The organism is Sunxiuqinia sp. A32 (genome assembly GCF_052690465.1).
Map to the genome: position 1 here is coordinate 48,370 of NZ_JBQYLI010000003.1, position 17,864 is coordinate 66,233.

Below are 17,864 nucleotides of genomic sequence, written 5' to 3' on the forward strand. Positions count from 1 at the left end.
AATTCTTTCCTAACTTTGCCAACTGAATGGAGGAGAAAATATGAGTTTGCTTTCAAATAGTTATTTCGCGTTGTTCCTAATCATTGCTATTGGGTTTCTAATTGGCAGAATTAAAATCAAAGGCATCTCTTTAGATGTGTCTGCTGTCATTTTTGTTGCCTTGGTGTTTGGCCATTTTGGAGTCATCATTCCAAAGGACTTCCAATATCTTGGCTTAGTGCTCTTTATATTTACTATTGGAATCCAGGCTGGTCCCGGATTCTTTGAATCCTTCAAAAAAAACGGCCGCCAACTTGCCATACTGGCTAGTCTAATTATATTGAGTGCCGCGGGCATTACTTTTCTATTCTTTCATTTTTTTGATATCGATAAAAGTTTAAGCATTGGCTTGCTTACCGGTGCTCTTACCAGTACTCCTGGTTTAGCTGCTGCTATTGATTCAACGAACTCCCCATTGGCTTCAATCGGTTATGGTATCGGATATCCTTTTGGAGTAATTGGCGTGATTCTATTTGCTAGTTTACTCCCAAAAATCTTCAGAATTAAAATTAAGGATGCTGAAGATCAGTATAAAAAAGATGTAAATGCCGGTTTCCCTGAAATCCTTAAGAAGAACTTTTTAGTTGAAAATGAAAATGTTGTTGGCAAAACAATCGGTGAATTACGCATCCGATATATGACCAAGGCTGTAGTTTCGAGAGTTATGCACGATGGAGCAGCCATAACACCTTCCCCTGAGACTGTTCTTCTAAAAGGGGATATTATTAAAGCTGTTGGTACGGAAGAAGCCTTAAGCAGGGTTAAATTGCTGATTGGTCAGGAAACTGATGCAGAGATTCCACTTAGCCAAAACTATGATGTGCGATCGGTACTGGTGACAAACAAGGAAATCGTCAATAAAACATTGGGACAATTAAATATACTGAATACATATAACGCAACCATTACAAGGATCAGACGTTCGGGAATTAATATTTCACCTTCACCCGCATCAAAACTTCAGTTTGGTGATAAACTAATAGTTGCCTGCCATAAAGAAAACATGGAACAGGTAAGCAGAATCTTTGGCGACGATGACAAGCGTTTATCTGATACTGATTTTATGCCAATTGCAATTGGTGTGATTCTAGGAATTCTAGTTGGAAAGATCAGTTTGAATTTTGGAAGTTTCACTTTCAGCCTCGGATTAACCGGAGGTATCCTTTTTACAGCACTCATTTTGGGGCGTACCGGAAAAACAGGTCCAATTTTATGGACCATGACAGGTGCCGCCAATCAGTTACTTCGCCAGCTTGGCTTGCTGTTTTTCCTTGCAGCTGTGGGTAGTAGCGCCGGATCAAGTTTGGTAGAAACATTTAATCAATACGGCTTCGAATTGTTTGGAATTGGATTGGCTATCACGCTTGTGCCAATGATCATTGCCGCAATAATAGGACATTACTTCTTAAAAATGAACATCCTTGTTTTATTAGGTACACTTACCGGAGGAATGACCAGTACACCTGGCTTAGCGGCTGTTGATAGCATGACTGATACTGATGCTCCATCGGTTGCTTATGCAACCGTTTATCCAATTGCGATGGTATTATTGATTGTCGTGGTACAATTGCTGGCTCTAATCTAGTTATTTTCCTGAGACAAACTTCGAACGGGATACCAGGCAGCGAAGAAACCAATTGCCAACACGATAAGAAAAGTTGCTAAAACATCCAGTGATTTAAGTTCTACCGGATAGGCAGAAAGTGCAAATGCACCATCACCGGGAAGCTTCACCAGCTCAAAACGGATTTGTGCCCAAACAAGAAAGATTCCCAATAACAATCCGCTAAGTACACCAGAAAGTGAAATCAACCATCCCTCCAATAAAAAGATGCGCCGAATCAATTTACGGTCAGCTCCCATACTTTCCAGAATCTTTATATCATCTTTCTTATCGATGATTATCATCGTAAGGGAACCCAGTAAATTAAAAGATGCAATAACCAGGATAAAGCTCAGGATTAAAAAGCTTGACCACTTCTCAGAACGCATTACACGATATAATAATTCATGCTGTTCAAATCGATCTTTAATGATAAACTTAGCGCCTAAAATTTGTTTTACCTGTTGCTTAATTTCATCAATATCCAGAGACTGATCCAACTTCAATTCTACCGAAGTAACACGCCCATCCAGCTCAAACAACTCACGTGCAAAACTAATTGGAACTATTGCATACTTGGTATCAATTTCTTGCTGAACGGAAAAAACTCCTGATGGAAACAGGTAAGCATGATTGTAGGCATTATCCAGGTTGATACGTGTTTTCTGCTCTTTTTTGGGAACAAAGAAATGGACAGGATCAACAAAACTTAAACCGACAGACATATCGTATGCAACTCCCTGCCCCAACACGGTAAACTGATGAGCTTCATTTTGCAACATGAATTCGCCATCTATGATCGTTGAATCCATCCCTGAGGTTGAGACATAGGTTTCATCAACACCCTTTACCGTAGCATAGCGCTGGCGATCATCATATCGAAGTAAGGCATTTTCCTCAACAACTTCCACAAATCCAATCACTCCGTCCAGCTTTTTTACAGACTCAAAATCTGCATCCGTCAGTTGAAAACTTTTACCTTCAGCAACTTCAATTTTCAAGTCAGGATCAAAATTGGATAACATGAATTGAATGAAACTGTCAATGCCGTTAAACGCTGATAAAACAACAATCAATGCCATCGATCCAATTACAACACCTGCAACTGAAATCATGGAAATGATATTAATAATATTGGCTGATTTTTTAGAAACCAGATAACGTTTCGCTATGTAGAACGCCAGTTTCAATTATTTGTATGCTTTTACAATTAAGCCAGTCCCTGTTGTATGCTTCCCCTTTACATCTGCAAAATTGAGAATTGCAGCGATTGGGAAAAAGAGTATATAGTAGAATGGAAGCAACACAAAAAACAGTTTACTCACCCCTAATAGCTGAATAGGGTATTTCATTGATAACCGCCAGGAAATTTTTCCCGGGGTACCGTAAGAATATCTGGCTTCAACTTTTGAGAAACCGGCAGATTTTAATTTTTCTTCGATCTCTTCAATATTGTACCCATCACGAACATGCTCATCAATGAAACCGTGAACACCATCTTGTTCATCATGATCATGTGCATCAGATCCACCTTGATCTGACGGAGTGGAAATTAATAAAACGCCTTCCTCTCCTAATGATTGATGAAAGTTTTTAAATACCTGCACATCTTCCTCAATATGCTCCATCACATCAATAGAAATAATCAAGTTGAATTTTGAAGGCTGTGTATATTTTGTGAGATCAGCAATTTCAAACTGAACCCTCTCTGACAAATCAATTTGTTTAAAAAAACGATTGCAATCTTCAATCTGTTCCTGCTTTACATCAACGGCTAATATTTCAGATTTCGGAAACAAACGACTCATTCGATAGGTATACTGCCCAAAACCAGAACCAGCATCAAGAATATCGATATTACCGGATGAAAATTTCAAACTACGCAGTTCTTTTCTGACATGCCATGCTCGCAATAGCAGCAAATCAAGAAGTCGGTAAAAAAGCTTTCTCAGTATTGGGGTTTGATTAAACACTTTTCCCAGTGAACGCTTGATCGGATCGTATTGCATGCTTATGAATTCAGGAGGTTGTCAATATTATCGATGTAATCCAGGCTATCATCAATATAAAACTCTAGTTCAGGAACAACCCGAAGTTGTTTTCCAACCCGTCGCCCCAGTAAACCTCTTATTTTTGGATTTGAAATACGAATATGTTTTAATACTTCTCTAGAATTATCTGACGGAAAAATACTGATGTATGCCTTTGCAAGCCCCAAGTCAGGTGATACCCGAACGACGGTAACACTGATCATTTTTCCCATAAACAGAGTTCTGCTTTCTTTTTGAAATATATCGGCTAATTCGCGCTGAATAAGACGACTTATTTTATTTTGACGTGTTGATTCCATTTTCTCTTGAATTTCAGGCAAAGTTACAGAAAATACCCAAACCTTTATCATGCATTTTAACTTCAGCGAACAAACGATTGAGCAGGTTTATAATTGCATAACATATTTTTATTCGTCCTAAATTAGCGATATCGAACTTCCAAAATCTGGAAAAATCATTTTAATTTCTAAATTTGTTCAGCCTGAATTTTTAAACTTTAATTCATCTACATAAACCAAAGTGATTTATATGGAACAAAGGAATAACAATCTCGTAGCAAGCAAATCAGTTTTAGGTACTATCTTCCCCATTTTTGACTACGTTACGGTATCCATTAAAACAATCATTTTATCATTTATAACAACCGCATATTTACCTGAAAATAATCACAATAAATAAATAATTATAAACTAAACTATTCTTAATAAACATTATTATGCAAGAGAATAAGAAGAATTATGTAGTGCCAATTTTCATGATGATTTTACTTTTCGGTATGATCTCATTTGTAACTAACCTGGCAGCTCCGATGGGAGTCGTAGTAAAATCTCAATTTCAGGCCTCAAACTTTTTAGGCATGTTAGGAAACTTTGCCAACTTTTTAGCTTATGCTTTCATGGGTATTCCCGGAGGAAAATTACTTGAAAAAATAGGTTATAAGAAAACCGCAATTATTGCAATTGTTGTTGGTTTTGTTGGTGTAGGAGTTATGTACTTATCAGGAATTGCTGAGAGCTTTTTCGTATACCTGTTAGGTGCCTTCATCGCTGGTTTCTCTATGTGTTTGTTGAACATGGTTGTTAACCCTATGTTGAACACACTTGGAGGTGGCGGAAACAAAGGAAACCAGTTAATCCAAGTTGGAGCAACATTTAACTCATTAATGGCAACAACAGTTCCAATGTTGGTGGGTGTGCTAGTTGGAGAAGTAACAAAAAATACTGCTATTAAAGACATCAATCCTGTAATGTTTATTGCAATGGGAATCTTTGCAGTTGCTGGTATTGCATTGTCTTTTGTTACAATCCCAGAACCACACATTAAAACTGCTGATGAAAAAGCTGCTGAAAAATCTGCTTACAGTGCATGGTCTTTCCGTCATTTCATTTTAGGCGCAGTTGGTATTTTTGTATATGTTGGTGTTGAAGTTGGTGTTCCTGGAACAATGATGTTATTTCTTGCCGATGCTAACGCAGGTGGTTTGGACGCTTCAACCGCAGGATTTGTTGCTGGTACTTATTGGTTCCTAATGTTGATTGGACGTTTTGTTGGCGCTTCAATTGGAGCAAAAGTTTCAAGCCGTAGTATGTTAATCGTTGCATCTGGTGTCGGTATGTTGTTAGTATTGATGGCAATCATTTCATCAGTTGGAACAACAGTTTCTATTCCAGTACTTCAAACTACTGCTACTGGAGGTCTTGCTTTTGGTGCAGCAAATGTCCCAATTAATGCCATGTATCTTGTTTTAGTTGGACTTTGTACTTCAGTAATGTGGGGTGGTATCTTTAACCTTGCTGTTGAAGGTTTGGGTAAATTTACAGCTTCAGCTTCTGGTATCTTCATGACCATGGTTGTTGGTGGTGGTATTTTACCATTAATCCAAAATGGTGTTGCTGATAACATGGGCTACATTGCTTCTTACTGGGTTCCATTCATAGGATTAGCTTATTTATTCTACTATTCACTTATTGGAAGTAAAAATGTGAATAAAGATATTCCTGTAGACTAATCAGGATTGAATTAACAAATTAAGAACAAATCAAATATTAAGATGAAAAAAGTAGCTATAGGCGTTGATATAGGTGGAACAAACACTGCCATTGGTGTTGTTGACAACGAAGGAAACGTAATGGTAAAAGATAATATATCAACACCTTCACACGGAGATATTAAAAAATATGTTGCTGATCTAAGTGCAGCTATCAAAGAACTCATTAAATCAGTAAAACTGTTAAATGAAGATTTGGAAATCCTCGGTATTGGTATCGGCGCTCCAAATGGTAACTATTATAATGGAACAATTGAATACGCTCCAAACTTGTCTTTCAAAGGAGTTATTCATTTAGTTGATCTACTAAAAGGTAGTTTCCCTGATATGCAGGCATTGGCTTTAACTAATGACGCAAATGCAGCAGCTATTGGTGAAATGATCTATGGTGGCGCAAAGGGAATGAAAAACTTTGTCATGTACACTCTAGGAACTGGTGTTGGTAGCGGTGTTGTTGTTGATGGTAACATGGTTTATGGACATGACGGTTTTGCCGGAGAGTGCGGACACACGACCCTGATTCCTGGCGGACGCCTTTGTGGATGTGGCGCAAAAGGACACCTGGAAGCATATTGTTCTGCACCAGGAATGAAACGTACAGCTTTTGAGATTATGGCCAGAGACAATGCAGGTGATAGCCTGTTAGCTGATAAATCATTCCAGGAGTTAGATTCAAAAATGATTTTCGATGCTGCCGAAAAAGGCGATAAAGTTGCATTGGAAGTTTTTGAGCAAACAGGTAAATGGCTTGGACAAGGTTTAGCTGATACAGTGCATCACTTAAGCCCTGAAGCTATTTTCTTGTTCGGTGGACCTACTGCTGCAGGTGACTACATCTTCAAACCAACTAAAGAAAGTTTGGAAAGTCATTTGTTGCCTATCTTTACAGATAAAATCAAAATTCTTCCATCTCAATTAAAGCCTGGTGATGCCGCTATTGTTGGTGCCAGTGCCTTGGTTTGGAAAGAAATTGAATAACAATCAGTCAATTCAATTATACAAAACGGGAATCTTCAAAGGTTCCCGTTTTTTTTATTCAAATTACACCATAAAAAAGCTTGCTGTAGTAGCAAGCCCTCATTCAATATTCTTTGATTCTATATGTTCACAAGGCTAATACCGATTGAAAATGGGACTAACTTCGGTCCTTTGTCTGTATCAAACAATGGAGAAAGATTATAGGTTGCATAAAGGCTTATATCTTTCAATCCTATCCTTGCAGTTGCCGCGTATTTAAATAGATTGACATTAAAACTACCGCGGTCTTTAGATTTGGAATGATCCATTTTTACTTTCGTATGTGAACCAATATTTATACCACCGATGATCCCTCCGGAAATATGTATCTTATTAGAGAAATCATTGACTGGGATTTGGAATTCAAGAAGAAGTGGAACGGTAATATACGAAACCATCAGTTTCGACTTTTTAATATTATCCCCATCCAGTGAAACCGGAACAAGCATACCATCTTCTTTATCAACTGTTATTGGATTATCAAATCGAAAATTATTCATTGAATAACCAACACCTGTCACAATTCCGATGTTTCCTCTCTCTTTTTGCAAGGCAATATTGTACTCCAAGAAGTTCACGTTTACTTCCATGGATTTTGGCTGATTAAGATCCATAAAGCCTTCATCAAAAGGATACATGGAGTAATCAGTTTCATCGAATCCATTAAAACCTAATTCAAAACCGGCCCAATGACCATTAAACCGTTTCTTCTTTTGCCAACCATTTTCACCGTCCCAATCATGATCTTTATGCACATCAATATGAGTTTTGTTTCCTTCTTCCACAATCTCAATATTGTGCCTGCCAACACGTACAAAAGTAGTGTCGCCATTATAATCATCCTTAACATGGATTTTGTCGTTGAAAAGGCTAACTTCTGTTTTCTCTGCATCTTCAGTTACTTCTGCAATTTTTGATTGAGCTTGAGCTGAGAATATGAATGCAAGTAGAATGGCTGATAATAATAATTGTTTCATCGTTTTCATGACTTTTTCAATTTGTTTTCAGCCCTATGACGAACAAGTATTTTGAAATGTTACAGGCCTACCGATTTTTTTTAATCGGAATGGAAAAAGCAAGCAATCCGGTTTTTAAATTAATCTCTGAAATCTTCCCATTGCTATTCTTTTGATAGCTGATTTTGTCATTGCTGTAATTCGACATTTTCTCCAAACCGACAGATGCAATTCTATTCAAATCAGAGGTTTTTTCCTCCGTTGTAAGATCCTTTAATTTTTGGGAAAGATACTCATCTAAGCGCATGTAGTTCTCCGGTGTTTTGCTTGCCGTGTTAACCTGATGCAATGAGACAACTGTAGCGTTTGAGTGAGTTACAAAATCAGGATAAATAGCTTGCAAACTATGAGGTGCAGGTTCTCTTACTATTCCAGTTAAATCTTCAATTTCTTTTAGTCGACCTTTCGCTTTTTCGCGAATGCTTTTTTCTTTAGTCGGAATTGAATCGGTTACTGCCTTCTTAATCTTATCAATTGATTTTTGTTTTTTTACTGGCTCATCTTTCTGAGGATCAGCTTCCTTATCTGCATGGATTATTGGAGGAAGTGCCTCCGTAAAAACAGACTCAGTTTCTGAATCGATTTTCCAGTTCTTCTGGAATATTGAACCAATTGCCAATAATAGGATTAAAACCGCAGCAATTCTTCCAAATATATAAAGTGCCCGTTTTTTGTCCTTTCGGTATAATGACTTCTTATCAGGGTAATTTATTTCTTCCTTTATCAATTTGGTACTCAATAAAAGATCGAACTCACGTTCTTTCTCAGCATCGCTTTCCATTTCCTCAAGAAACAGTTTTTGGTCTTCTTCTGAGAGATCATTTTCAATAAAAGCAATTGCCCGATAATCAAATGTATTTTCCTGAGCTTCGTTATTTCTTAAAAGTTCTTCTTTACCACTAAATTGATATTCTTCAGGTGCAAGTTTCAAATCCTCAACAGCTTTCAACTCCTCCTTTAATTGAGGGTTCTTTTTCAAAAAATCCAGAAACTCATCTACCTGATTGTCTGGTAATTTCCCATCCAGATAATCTAAAAAAAAGATCTCATAATTTGATTGGTTAATTTTCATAGTCATACCAGTACATCAATTTTTCCAATATAATTCTTCATAAACACCCGGGCTCTATAAATATAAACCTTAACCTGAGCTTCACTTAATTCCGTTATCTCAGCTATTTCTTTATATGAATAGCCTTCATAGTCTCTTAGCATTAACGCAGACCGCTGATCATTTGGCAGCAATTCTACCGCCTGATTCAGTATTTCCCCCAAATCGCTATATTGATTCCCATCGGTGAGTTCTCCTTCATAATTTTCACTCAGCGGATTTTGTCTTTTATCCTTTCGAACAACATCAATCATACGATGATAAGCAGTGGTATACAAATACGATTTTGCCTTCGCCGGACTAACTTCATCGGCATGCAACCAAAGCTTTTCAAAGCTATCCTGAACAATGTCCCTGGCTTGTTCTTCGCTCTTCATATTCTTAACGATGAAACGAAAAACACCATCAGCGAACTGATTCACAGCTTTATTATAATCCTCAACGGTCATGTGTTTTAATAGAATTCCTCTAATAAGACGACCGAAAGACTATTTTGTTACAGCTAAAAGTTGAGCAAGTGTATTTTTTGAGTGAGAAATTTTAATTGCCTGAAGTAAGGTTTTGTCAATTTCTTTAATAATTGGAAAGAAGCCTTCTTCCCCGATAATATTTCTGGCGATATATGCCTTAATCTGAGTCTCGATAATTTTTCCGGAAACATCAAGGCCTTTCTGATCTGCTGCAATGCCTTTTGTTGCAGCATACTTGGTAAACTCCTGAAGGATATTTTTGCTTTCCAGATAGCTACTAAATTCTGCTGCAGTCTTAAGTTTATTCAGCGCTTTCCGATTTTTATCAGTGTAATCAAAAGCGAAATGATATACCAGTGCTTTTTGAACTATTTTAGAATAATAGTCTGAATATCCGGTTGTATCTGCTGGCACAAAATAATCAGGCATAATACCTCCGCCACCAAATACGGTTCTTCCTGATTTAGTCACATATTTTAATGAATCGGCAAATTGAATACTGTCAGCTGCCTGAAATTCACCCTGGATAGCACGATTCATAATATCATGATAGTACTGATCAACACCTTCATCGTACGGTTTTTGAATGCATCGACCACTTGGAGTATAATAGCGCGCAACAGTCAATCGAAGTGCAGAACCATCAGTAAATGGAATTTGTTCCTGAACCAATCCTTTCCCGAAAGAACGTCGTCCAACTACAATGCCGCGATCATTGTCCTGAATAGCACCTGCAAATATCTCACTCGCCGAAGCTGAATATTCATCAATTAGTACAATCACCGATTTATCTAAACAACTGCCCTTTTCATTAGCGGTATAAGTTTTTCGAGCTTGTGAATGACCTTCCGTGTAAACTATCAATTCTCCTTCACCTAAAAATTCATTCACCATTCGAATCACTTGCATCAGGTACCCTCCAGGATTTCCACGCAAATCAATGATAATCTTTTGTGCACCTTTGCCATTCAGTTTATTTAGAGCCTGTAAAAACTCATCATAAGTGTGTTCTGCAAATCGTCCGATCTTCACAAAACCAGTTTCCTGATCAATCATATAACTTACATCTACACTGTATATTGGAATATCGCCCCTCACGATTTCATAATCAAGGAACTCCTTCATCCCATTTCTTTTAATTCCAACATTAACTTTCGTTCCTTTTTCTCCTCTAAGTAAGCTAAGTACTGTTTCGTTTTTAACTCCAATTCCTGCAATTACAGAATCATTGACGGAAACAATGCGATCACCAGGTAAAATTCCCAATTTCTGAGAAGGACCGCCCGAGATCACATCAATCACCTGAACAGTATCATTATGTATAGAAAACTGAACTCCAATTCCTCCAAAGTTACCTTGCATTTCTTCCGTAACTTCCTGCATATCGGTAGCAGCAATATATGTGGTATGAGGATCCAGATTTTTCAATAATTCAGGAATAGCTTCTTCAACCAACACGCTGGATGAGATCGAGTCAACATAAGCATTTGCAACCAGATCAACGATCGTCGATAATTTATTGGTCTGATTTGAACTGAAATTCTGGAATGCAGGCCGTTGTTCGTTGCTCAGATTATTCCCCAATAAAATGCCAATTACCACTGAAATGGCAATTAATATCGGTAAGTAAATGTTTATTTTTTTATTCATGACTAGTCCTCTGTTTCTACTTGAATTACTTCAATATTTGCTCGTTTTAACAATTCAATACCATCTTCGAGTCGATAATTGTCAGTAAATACCACTCGTTTTATTCCAGCTTGAATAATTAATTTAGCACATTCTAAACAAGGTGATGAAGTTACGTACATGGTACCGCCATCACTGCTGTTATTCGACTTGGCAACCTTGGAGATTGCATTTGCTTCGGCATGTAAAACGTACGGTTTTGTTTTATTGTTTTCGTCTTCACATATATTTTCAAATCCAGATGGAGTTCCATTATAACCATCCGATATAATCATCTGATCCTTGACCAAAATAGCGCCAACCTGCCTTCTCTTACAATATGAATTCTGCGCCCAAATCATGGCCATTTTCAAATATCGTTGATCCAATAATCGTTGTTTTTTTTCCATCCTATTTGTTTTGAAAAACCAAAAGTAATAAATGATCAGTCTTAAACGGCAAAATGCATTACAAAAAAACGTTCATCCCTTTTAGAAATGAACGCAGTACATATGTTTTATACAATTCCTCTAAACGAAAATATACTTACCGACGATGGTCAATAAATCTTTAGACTTGATTGGTTTTGCAAGATAATCATCGCATCCGGCTTCCAGTGCTTTCTCTCGATCATCAGACATCGCAAATGCAGTTTGAGCAATGATTGGTAATTCAGGTTTTATATCTTTAATAATCTTTGTTGCTTCGTAACCATTCATTTCTGGCATCTGCAAATCCATCAGAATTAAATCGATACCATCTTCATTTAAAAATATATCGACAGCTTCCTTTCCATTCTTCGCCCAAAATATTTTTGCACGAACCTTACTTAACACAGCACTCAAGTATAAATAATTGGATTCAACGTCTTCAGCAATTAATATTTTTGATCCCGTATTTTCTGACATTTTCTTAATTATTGTAACTAATGAACATACCAAATATATTGAAAGTTTGATATATAAACTATTTTTCGACTTTCTTTTTGAATTATTATTTTGTTCGATAGAACCTGATTTAGAATGAGATATTTACGTAAAAAAGCCTGGCAAATATCCCAGGCTGCGCGAACAGAAGTATTCTTATTCGAATTAATTGATTGATGCAAATGTAAATAATATTCGAATCAACTGTTCTATCTTTCTATTAAAATCTATGAACTACCCCATATTTTGCTAAAATCTGCAGTAAACTCACATGAACATATAAAATATGACGGTTAAAACTTTTTTAACCCAACTGTAAAGTGGCGCATAATTGGTGCTTCATATTCAATTGTATATCCATGCTTAACCTGATCTCGTCGATCAAAAATATTCTTTAAGCCTGCAGCCACTACATCCATATGATTGTTTGTGTAGGTTCGTCGAGGGATAGCCAAACGCAGAAATTCCAAAGTCGGATACCTATTTAAATGGGTGGCAGGATCTCTGTCTGCCAGTAATGTGCCAATCTCAACCCCGCGAATGCCAGCTTCCAGATATAACTCAATTGCCAGCGTTTGTGCCACGAACTCCTCAACCGGAACATGCGGAAAAAACCGCTTTGCATCAACAAATATCGCATGTCCCCCAATTGGCTTTTGAATTGGAATTCCATAGTCGATCAATTGCTCACCTAAATAATGAACCTGCTTAATGCGGGTTTCCAAATATTCCGACTCAGTCACCTCATCCAACCCAACCGACATAGCATTCATATCGCGTCCGGCCATGCCACCGTAGGTAACAAAGCCTTCATACATGATATTAAAAACGGTTGCCTTTTCATACCATTCGGCTCGGTTCATTGCCAAAATACCACCCATGTTTACAATACCATCCTTCTTACTGCTCATCGTCATTCCATCGGCACAACTATACATCTCACGAACAATCTCTTTAATTGTCTTTTCCTGATAACCTTTCTCACGCTGTTGAATAAACCAGGCATTTTCAGCAAATCGAGCCGAATCAAAAACCAACGGAACATCATATATATCAGCAAGTTCTTTGACCTTTCGAATATTCTCCATTGACACAGGCTGACCACCTGAACTATTGCATGTGATTGTCAAAACAATTAGCGGCACCTGTTCCCTTGGATAGGTTTCAAGAACTAACTTCAACTGATTGATATCGACATTCCCTTTAAACGGGAAATCATTCTCTGTATCAAAAGCCTGACTTACGGTACAGTCCAGAGCTTTGGCTTTTCTAAATTCAATGTGCCCTTTTGTGGTGTCGAAATGCGAATTGCCAGGCACCACATCACCTTCTTTTACCAACACGGAGAACAACACATTTTCTGCTGCTCTTCCTTGGTGAACAGGTAACATGTACTCAAAGCCAAACAAGTCTTTTACTTTTTCTTTCAAGTTAAAGAAAGATGATGATCCGGCATAACTTTCATCTCCGGTCATCATGGCTCCCCACTGCCGATCACTCATTGCTCCAGTTCCACTATCTGTAAGCAAATCAATATATACTTGAGAACTTTTTAGGTTGAATAGATTGTAACGGGCTTCTCGAATCCATTTTTCACGTTCTTCACGTGTACTTCTATAGATGGGCTCAACCATCTTAATTTTATAATTTTCTGCAAAAGGAATTTTCATCTCCAATCATTTTACGATTAATAAATCTGTTTACTAAAAATGTAAATGATTAGAAACGAAAAGAGTCGCGGTTTTTGATATTGATATATCGGTTATAAAAGGAAGGTTGTATGTAAAAGTAAAGCCACATAAGCTTGCATTTTATGCAACAAAGCTAGTGCCTTTTACGCATAAAAAATCTAAAATATATCAGGTTTTAAATAACCCTACAAATCCAGAAACCACTGAATCGATGCAAATCCAAAAGGCACTATGGATTCTGAATGCCCTTTGCCTGTAATAGGAACCATGACAACCGCGTCAGTACCTTCTTGTAAAAAAGCTTCATACATCTGGCTCGTGATATTAAAAGGAACAGTCATATCTGCGGTTCCATGCATCAATATGGTAGGAGTTTCAACATTCCAACTCTCAACGCTATTCTCAGCAAAAGCAGCCCGTACCGATTCATATGCCGGATCAGTCAACGATCCAGATCGATAACCTGAAGTTATTAAATCAGGAATACTGGTTGTTAATGATGAATTGATCTCCTGTGGAGTATGTTCGCCATCAAATAAATCGGGAATATCCAATGCATATGGTTCATTGAAAATATCATTGATATTTATGCCCGAACCAAACTGATCATATTCATTATAAGAATTGACGATATAGGCCAGAAAGTAAGGCTGTTCATACGTTTCACCGGAAACTATTTGTGTGCTGATACTACCTATATCGTATGGACCAGCCCCACAAGAACTTCCAACCAAATTAAATAATCCAAGACCATTCATCTCAATTTCACGCTGGAGTTGAAGCGTCGCCCAACCTCCTTGTGAATACCCAATCAGATACAAATCATTATTCAACGTAATATCGAAAATATTTTCCTGGGCAAATTCGACTGTTGCATTTAACACATCCTTCAATGCCCTCACTGTTAAATCTTTAATTAGGTATGGGTGTACTTCATTCTCTGAGGCACCAAAACCCGGATAATCCGGAACTACCACAATATACCCCATAGAGGCAATGCTTTCCAATAGCAGGAACAACTGATCCCCCAAATTTTTCGTCGGAGCTTTATCATACAGTACATTGGTTCCATTCTGAAAACAAAGCACCGGATAGGAACCGGCTTTTTCAGGAAAACAAACCAATGCTGATGCCTGAATTTTTTTAGTATCCAATTTGGTCTGATAGGTCATCTTATTAACTTCCACACTATACTTCAAATTCGCTCCCAATTCTTCGGCTTCCGGATAAAGAAGGGCCGCCTGACTATACATCGTTTGCAAAATTGGCAATTGAAGAGAGGTAAGTTTCGAACTATTTACATAGTAATCGTACACCGGCTCTTCCAAGCCAACAATCCCGTCATCTTTTGAACAGGAAAAGATTGCCAATAACAATAAAACCAGTAATGAGTATTTTTGGATTGAGAATTTCATCATGTATAAATTAAAGTAGACTACAAAGATAACTGGAACATTTAACTTTTAGTATGAATTAAAACCGAGTTCTTTAGCTGAATCCCTTAAAAAATCTCGGGTATAATAATCCTCATCAACAATCTGGTCATTAAAAATCAAAATATCCAGATCAATACAACGAGGACCAAATTTCGGTGCAGAACGATCTCTTCCCAATTTGTCCTCCAAATCTTTAAGGTATCTATTCAACTCTTCTTTTCCCAGCTTAGTTTTTATTTTAACCGCTCCATTGGTAAATTCCGCTTGATTCTCAATTCCAATAGGTTTGGTTTTTTTCATTTCAGACAATTGAATCAACTCAACATCGTTTCCAAGCAACTCGATTGTACGGGAAATGTTTTTTTCAGATTCGATATTTGAGCCGATGGCTACAATGGCAGTATTCATCTTCTTGCTTCCATTTCAAATGAAACCGACTCAGCAAAACGAAGGGCATGCGGTTTATCAACTTCCACTTTGGCCCAACTTACCCGCTCATCTTCCATGACCATGTCCAATAAATTTTTTGTAAGCACTTCGAGCAATTTAAAGCGACCATCCTGCACAAAAGCAATGACCTTTTTGGTAATCAATTTATAATCATAAATGTCTTTAGGCTCATCTTCCTCCAATGCATCCGTTGGAATATCTGCTTCAATTTTAAGGTTAATAATTACATCTTGCTTATTGACCAACTCTTCGGGGTTAAAGCCAATATATGTCCGTAACAATAGATTCTTAACGCGAATTCGTGCCATGTTCGTTTATTATTGATTTTTACCTAAATTTTCTCCACCGTCAGCAAATAATAACTGACCAGTCATATATTCATTATCCAGTATGTAATCCAAATTTCGCAGGATTGGTTCCACTCCACCCGGCCTTTTCATCGGTATTTGTTCGGCTAAATCCCACAGGTAATTTTCATCCTTATCCTCCGGAGGCAATATAGCACCAGGAGCAATTGCATTGATGCGAATATCAGGAGCAAATTCCAAAGCCGCCATTTTAGTTAATTCCCAAAGAACTTTTTTTGACAATGAATACGCAGCATAATTGGATTTATTACTTGTGATACGAGTATCAACTAAATTCACCACTACTCCTTCTTGTACCATCTTCGCAAAATCCCGAATTAGCAGAAACGGAGCTTGAAAATTAACTGCCATTTGTTCATTTAACAAATTAAAGTCCGTGTTTTTCAAATATGCAGATTCAAATACAGATGCATTATTAATCAACAAGTCAAGATGCCCCATTTTATCAAGCACTTCCTTTACCAAGTTCTCAACCTCCAACCTATTGGCAAGGTTTGCCTGAAAAAGCTGAAAATCACCATCAGGAAAACATTTCATCAATTCCTCCCTGAGCATGTTAGCTGGCTCTGCCGATGAATTGTAATGGATCGCAACATCCCATCCTTTTTGAGCTAAATGTTTAGCCATTTCCTTTCCCAATCGTTTTGCCGCACCTGTTATTAAAACCGTTTTTTTCATCTCAAAAAGTTACCATTTTATGTCAGAAATGACAACAGCACAGTACCTAATTTGTTTGTTGCTATTGAATTATTCAGTTTGTCCAACTAGAAACTATGTTAAAAAATAGTTTTAAGAAGATACCTGTTCAAATTTGAAACTAAATTGCCAGAATCCCGAAAAAACTAATAGAAACAATGTTCATTAATATATTAAGCTATGGAAGAGAAAATCATAACAATCGCATTGTTGCCTTATTCCAAAGCTGAAGTCTTGCGGTCGATGTTAGAGGCAAAAGGGATAAGTTGTTCACTTGAACATGTCAATCTGATTCAGGGAGCAGTTGCAACAGGCGTTAAAGTTCAGATTAACGCCAAAGATGTCCAAAAAGCTTTTCCTATTCTGGATAAGCTGCTCGGCAAACTTGAGAAAAATCCAATTAAAACAGAAAACATCATTCTAATTCCTGTTGATTTTTCTTCTTATTCACTCAAGGCAGCTGAAGTTGCTATTGAGATTTGCCAAAAACTGGAAGCCAGCCTGGTTTTTTACCATGTCATTTCACAACCAGATTATTTCACCATTCCATATTCTGATGTTATCCCGTTTGATGCCGGTTTATACAATCATTTAAAAGAACGAGAGGGAATTGTTCAGGAAGAATTTAAGATGTTTTTGAGAAAATTATCTGAAAAAACCGGTGAGAAAATCTGGAAAAGTTTGAAAATTGATCAGATTGTGAAAATGGGTTATCCCGAAGAAGATATTCTAAATTACACCGATGCCCACCCGCCGCGGTTAATAGTTATGGGAATTAGAGGCTTCGGGCAAGACGCGATTATGGGAAGTACAACTGCAGGAGTAATTTACAAAGCCAATGTTCCTGTATTAGTTCTTCCAGAGGACACTCCCGATATAAAGTTAAGCTCTGTAAAGAGTATAGTTTACGCCACTAACTTCGATGACAATGATTTCTTATCTATCAACAAATTACTTGGCTTGCTAAAGCCATTTGACACAGAAGTAACCTGCCTGCATATCGGCGTACAAAATGACAAAGAGTGGGATAAAGCAAAACTTAAAAGCATGAGTAACGCTTTAAAGAAAAACTATAAAGAGGCCAAGTTGAATTTTAAGATTGTAGAAGGAGAAGATGTATTATCAGCATTGGAAACTTACATTGAGAAAAACAAGGTTGATATTTTAGCTTTAACCACCCATAAACGAAACATGATCACTCGAATTTTCAATCCGAGTATTGCAAAAAAAATGGTGTTCCATTTAAAAACACCGCTATTTGTTTTCCATGCCTAA

Annotated in this window: 18 protein-coding genes; 4 read left to right on the forward strand and 14 right to left on the reverse strand. The window is 37.3% G+C overall.

What is annotated here, in order from left to right; translation table 11 throughout:
• The first annotated feature begins 40 nt into the window (after positions 1-40).
• Positions 41-1,624: an aspartate:alanine exchanger family transporter gene (locus ACUNWD_RS03505; RefSeq protein WP_445586384.1), complete on the forward strand. Its 1,584-nt coding sequence runs from the start codon at positions 41-43 to the stop codon at positions 1,622-1,624.
• Here the strand turns inward: ACUNWD_RS03505 and ACUNWD_RS03510 are convergent.
• The 3 genes from ACUNWD_RS03510 to rbfA all read right to left on the reverse strand — a co-directional run bounded on the left by ACUNWD_RS03510 (position 1,621) and on the right by rbfA (position 4,043).
• Entirely contained in the window at positions 1,621-2,757 is a 1,137-nt protein-coding gene (locus ACUNWD_RS03510) for an ABC transporter permease (protein WP_445586385.1), read from the reverse strand. The genes ACUNWD_RS03505 and ACUNWD_RS03510 overlap by 4 nt on opposite strands.
• A 75-nt stretch (positions 2,758-2,832) precedes the next feature.
• Positions 2,833-3,651: a class I SAM-dependent methyltransferase gene (locus ACUNWD_RS03515; RefSeq protein ID WP_445586386.1), complete on the reverse strand. Its 819-nt coding sequence runs from the start codon at positions 3,649-3,651 to the stop codon at positions 2,833-2,835.
• Positions 3,652-3,653: 2 nt separating this feature from the next.
• Complete coding sequence (rbfA, locus tag ACUNWD_RS03520; RefSeq protein WP_445586387.1) at positions 3,654-4,043, reverse strand: 30S ribosome-binding factor RbfA; 390 nt, start codon at positions 4,041-4,043, stop codon at positions 3,654-3,656.
• Between the two features lie 365 nt (positions 4,044-4,408).
• Between rbfA and ACUNWD_RS03525 the strand changes: the two genes are divergently transcribed.
• Together ACUNWD_RS03525 and ACUNWD_RS03530 are read left to right on the forward strand one after the other, a co-directional pair.
• Entirely contained in the window at positions 4,409-5,701 is a 1,293-nt protein-coding gene (locus tag ACUNWD_RS03525) for an MFS transporter (RefSeq protein ID WP_445586388.1), read from the forward strand.
• Between the two features lie 42 nt (positions 5,702-5,743).
• Positions 5,744-6,718 (forward strand): ROK family protein, encoded by a 975-nt coding sequence (locus tag ACUNWD_RS03530; protein ID WP_445586389.1) that lies wholly within the window; start codon positions 5,744-5,746, stop codon positions 6,716-6,718.
• A gap of 119 nt (positions 6,719-6,837) precedes the next feature.
• On the opposite strand, the gene ACUNWD_RS03535 is transcribed toward ACUNWD_RS03530, so the two are convergent.
• From ACUNWD_RS03535 to ACUNWD_RS03585, 11 genes are all read right to left on the reverse strand, one after another.
• Positions 6,838-7,743: an outer membrane beta-barrel protein gene (locus tag ACUNWD_RS03535; protein ID WP_445586390.1), complete on the reverse strand. Its 906-nt coding sequence runs from the start codon at positions 7,741-7,743 to the stop codon at positions 6,838-6,840.
• Between the two features lie 58 nt (positions 7,744-7,801).
• Complete coding sequence (locus ACUNWD_RS03540; protein ID WP_445586391.1) at positions 7,802-8,845, reverse strand: hypothetical protein; 1,044 nt, start codon at positions 8,843-8,845, stop codon at positions 7,802-7,804.
• Between the two features lie 2 nt (positions 8,846-8,847).
• The gene (locus ACUNWD_RS03545) at positions 8,848-9,333 is read right to left on the reverse strand and encodes an RNA polymerase sigma factor (protein WP_445586392.1); all 486 of its coding nucleotides are present in this window, start codon (positions 9,331-9,333) and stop codon (positions 8,848-8,850) included.
• A 39-nt stretch (positions 9,334-9,372) separates the two neighbouring features.
• Positions 9,373-11,004: a S41 family peptidase gene (locus ACUNWD_RS03550; RefSeq protein WP_445586393.1), complete on the reverse strand. Its 1,632-nt coding sequence runs from the start codon at positions 11,002-11,004 to the stop codon at positions 9,373-9,375.
• Positions 11,005-11,006: 2 nt separating this feature from the next.
• Entirely contained in the window at positions 11,007-11,432 is a 426-nt protein-coding gene (locus tag ACUNWD_RS03555; RefSeq protein ID WP_445586394.1) for a deoxycytidylate deaminase, read from the reverse strand.
• Positions 11,433-11,552: 120 nt separating this feature from the next.
• On the reverse strand, positions 11,553-11,930 hold the full coding sequence (locus ACUNWD_RS03560; protein ID WP_445586395.1) for a response regulator: 378 nt from the start codon (positions 11,928-11,930) through the stop codon (positions 11,553-11,555).
• Between the two features lie 311 nt (positions 11,931-12,241).
• Complete coding sequence (locus tag ACUNWD_RS03565) at positions 12,242-13,618, reverse strand: tryptophanase (protein ID WP_445586396.1); 1,377 nt, start codon at positions 13,616-13,618, stop codon at positions 12,242-12,244.
• Positions 13,619-13,824: 206 nt separating this feature from the next.
• Positions 13,825-15,054, reverse strand: a complete 1,230-nt coding sequence (locus tag ACUNWD_RS03570) for an alpha/beta hydrolase family protein (RefSeq protein ID WP_445586397.1) — start codon at positions 15,052-15,054, stop codon at positions 13,825-13,827.
• Positions 15,055-15,102: 48 nt separating this feature from the next.
• Entirely contained in the window at positions 15,103-15,483 is a 381-nt protein-coding gene (folK, locus tag ACUNWD_RS03575) for a 2-amino-4-hydroxy-6-hydroxymethyldihydropteridine diphosphokinase (protein WP_445586398.1), read from the reverse strand.
• The gene (locus tag ACUNWD_RS03580; RefSeq protein WP_445586399.1) at positions 15,480-15,833 is read right to left on the reverse strand and encodes a dihydroneopterin aldolase; all 354 of its coding nucleotides are present in this window, start codon (positions 15,831-15,833) and stop codon (positions 15,480-15,482) included. The genes folK and ACUNWD_RS03580 overlap by 4 nt, the downstream gene beginning before the upstream one ends.
• Positions 15,834-15,842: 9 nt before the next feature.
• Complete coding sequence (locus ACUNWD_RS03585; RefSeq protein WP_445586400.1) at positions 15,843-16,571, reverse strand: SDR family NAD(P)-dependent oxidoreductase; 729 nt, start codon at positions 16,569-16,571, stop codon at positions 15,843-15,845.
• A gap of 198 nt (positions 16,572-16,769) precedes the next feature.
• Between ACUNWD_RS03585 and ACUNWD_RS03590 the strand changes: the two genes are divergently transcribed.
• Complete coding sequence (locus ACUNWD_RS03590) at positions 16,770-17,864, forward strand: universal stress protein (RefSeq protein ID WP_445586401.1); 1,095 nt, start codon at positions 16,770-16,772, stop codon at positions 17,862-17,864.

Excerpts from the sequence above, each read along its gene's own strand:
- ACUNWD_RS03505 (WP_445586384.1), top strand. The coding sequence starts at position 41 with ATGAGTTTGCTTTCAAATAGTTATTTCGCGTTGTTCCTAATCATTGCT.
- ACUNWD_RS03510 (WP_445586385.1), bottom strand. The coding sequence starts at position 2,757 with ATGATTTCAGTTGCAGGTGTTGTAATTGGATCGATGGCATTGATTGTT.
- ACUNWD_RS03515 (WP_445586386.1), bottom strand. The coding sequence starts at position 3,651 with ATGCAATACGATCCGATCAAGCGTTCACTGGGAAAAGTGTTTAATCAA.
- rbfA (WP_445586387.1), bottom strand. The coding sequence starts at position 4,043 with ATGATAAAGGTTTGGGTATTTTCTGTAACTTTGCCTGAAATTCAAGAG.
- ACUNWD_RS03525 (WP_445586388.1), top strand. The coding sequence starts at position 4,409 with ATGCAAGAGAATAAGAAGAATTATGTAGTGCCAATTTTCATGATGATT.
- ACUNWD_RS03530 (WP_445586389.1), top strand. The coding sequence starts at position 5,744 with ATGAAAAAAGTAGCTATAGGCGTTGATATAGGTGGAACAAACACTGCC.
- ACUNWD_RS03535 (WP_445586390.1), bottom strand. The coding sequence starts at position 7,743 with ATGAAAACGATGAAACAATTATTATTATCAGCCATTCTACTTGCATTC.
- ACUNWD_RS03540 (WP_445586391.1), bottom strand. The coding sequence starts at position 8,845 with ATGAAAATTAACCAATCAAATTATGAGATCTTTTTTTTAGATTATCTG.
- ACUNWD_RS03545 (WP_445586392.1), bottom strand. The coding sequence starts at position 9,333 with ATGACCGTTGAGGATTATAATAAAGCTGTGAATCAGTTCGCTGATGGT.
- ACUNWD_RS03550 (WP_445586393.1), bottom strand. The coding sequence starts at position 11,004 with ATGAATAAAAAAATAAACATTTACTTACCGATATTAATTGCCATTTCA.
- ACUNWD_RS03555 (WP_445586394.1), bottom strand. The coding sequence starts at position 11,432 with ATGGAAAAAAAACAACGATTATTGGATCAACGATATTTGAAAATGGCC.
- ACUNWD_RS03560 (WP_445586395.1), bottom strand. The coding sequence starts at position 11,930 with ATGTCAGAAAATACGGGATCAAAAATATTAATTGCTGAAGACGTTGAA.
- ACUNWD_RS03565 (WP_445586396.1), bottom strand. The coding sequence starts at position 13,618 with ATGAAAATTCCTTTTGCAGAAAATTATAAAATTAAGATGGTTGAGCCC.
- ACUNWD_RS03570 (WP_445586397.1), bottom strand. The coding sequence starts at position 15,054 with ATGAAATTCTCAATCCAAAAATACTCATTACTGGTTTTATTGTTATTG.
- folK (WP_445586398.1), bottom strand. The coding sequence starts at position 15,483 with ATGAATACTGCCATTGTAGCCATCGGCTCAAATATCGAATCTGAAAAA.
- ACUNWD_RS03580 (WP_445586399.1), bottom strand. The coding sequence starts at position 15,833 with ATGGCACGAATTCGCGTTAAGAATCTATTGTTACGGACATATATTGGC.
- ACUNWD_RS03585 (WP_445586400.1), bottom strand. The coding sequence starts at position 16,571 with ATGAAAAAAACGGTTTTAATAACAGGTGCGGCAAAACGATTGGGAAAG.
- ACUNWD_RS03590 (WP_445586401.1), top strand. The coding sequence starts at position 16,770 with ATGGAAGAGAAAATCATAACAATCGCATTGTTGCCTTATTCCAAAGCT.